This window comes from Synechococcus sp. F70.1 (assembly GCF_047502745.1).
Taxonomy (GTDB): Bacteria; Cyanobacteriota; Cyanobacteriia; order Thermostichales; family Thermostichaceae; genus Thermostichus.
Genome location: NZ_JANSJL010000085.1, coordinates 1 through 1,367, shown reverse-complemented (window position 1 = coordinate 1,367; position 1,367 = coordinate 1). Strand labels below are relative to the sequence as shown.

Below are 1,367 nucleotides of genomic sequence, written 5' to 3'. Positions count from 1 at the left end.
GGTCATGCCACAAAGTGGCTGATTGTCCAGTGAATCAAGGACTAGAGGAGAGCCCGCGGAGCTACCCAAATTCTGAACTGTTCTCAGCTATGCTGCTGCGTTAGCCGCTGCCAAAGCCGCAGAGGAATGCGCTCATGCGGGCACTGAAGAAGGCGAACCTGGGGCAAATCCTCTGGCAAGTAGTGCAAAGCCACCCGCGCTGTTGCCTCTAAGAGGCTGCACCGCCGCTGGGGATGCTGCTCGGCTTCCCCCAGATACACATCCAGCCAGCCGTCTTGCTCTCGGTAGCTAATCCGCAAAGCACAAGGAGAAGGCAGAAACTCTTTGCGGTAGAGCCGAAAGCCCTGCTCAGGACTCCATCCCAGCCACCACTGAGGCGCCAGTTGTCCCAAGGGCCGACACCATACGTCTGCCTGAACTTGCTGCCCTTCCATACCTGCCACTCTAAGCCTCTTCTCCGGCGGAGATCTAGCTGCAAATCTTTGCCAACTACCCTCTGGGCAGGAACTCTACCAGAACCTCCCGTGCTGATGCAAGTCTTTATCAAGGAGACCCCCAGCTAGCTGGGTAAGATATTGCAATTTAATCTCAATAGTGCTATGCTGTCACCCAGTTGGGTGTTCGTCTTCCTCTCTTGTCTTGGGCGAAGCAGGGGATCCCGCACCGGCGGAACCAGCCAAGGGATCCCTTTCCTCCTGGTCGAGGTTCTAGGCTGTTAACAGGGGCAGGGTTTTTTGAGGGGATTGGGGGGTGGGAGAAGTTCAGAGAGTTGCACCTCGTTCCTGTAGCCACTGGACAGCTAGCCTGTGCTGGCGTTTTTGCGCATAGGCTAAGGGAGTGTATCCATCTTGATTGCGAGGGTTTAGTTCGGCCCCATGCTCCAGCAAAAGCTCCAGCATCGGGACATGTCCTCCCCAGGCAGCCCAGTGCAGGGGCGTTGCTCCAAAGCGGCTGCGGGCATTGACGTTAGCCCCGTACAGGATCAGAAAGCGAGCAATACCTAGATGTCCTTGGGCCGCTGCCTCGTGTAAAGGGGTTCGCCCTGCTTCGTCGACTGCATCCACAGGGGCTCCTTTAGAAAGTAGGCGGGCCAGAGCACTTTTCCGACCCGTGGCCACAGCCCAGTGAAGAACCCTACAGACGTCTGCCCCTTGTTGAATCAGCAGGCTGATGACTTCTGCTCGATCGGCCAAGACAGCCCGATGCAGAGGAGTGTACCCATGGCGGTCTGGCAAGTTGATATCGCTGCCTGCTTTCAGAAGCCGCTCCACCACTTCCACCTGGCCGCTGGCGGCAGCCAAATGGAGTGGAGTTGCCCCTGTAGGATCCAGAGCGTGGACAGAAGCGCCATGGGCCAAGAGCAAATC

2 protein-coding genes are annotated in these 1,367 nt (G+C 57.4%); both read right to left on the bottom strand.

Features of this window, described 5'->3' with window-relative positions:
- Positions 1-83: 83 nt before the first annotated feature.
- Complete coding sequence (locus NW860_RS08715; protein ID WP_414396358.1) at positions 84-434, bottom strand: hypothetical protein; 351 nt, start codon at positions 432-434, stop codon at positions 84-86.
- 327 nt (positions 435-761) lie between these two features.
- Positions 762-1,367: ankyrin repeat domain-containing protein (locus NW860_RS08710; protein WP_414513656.1), on the bottom strand; the 606-nt coding region annotated here is incomplete at its 5' end.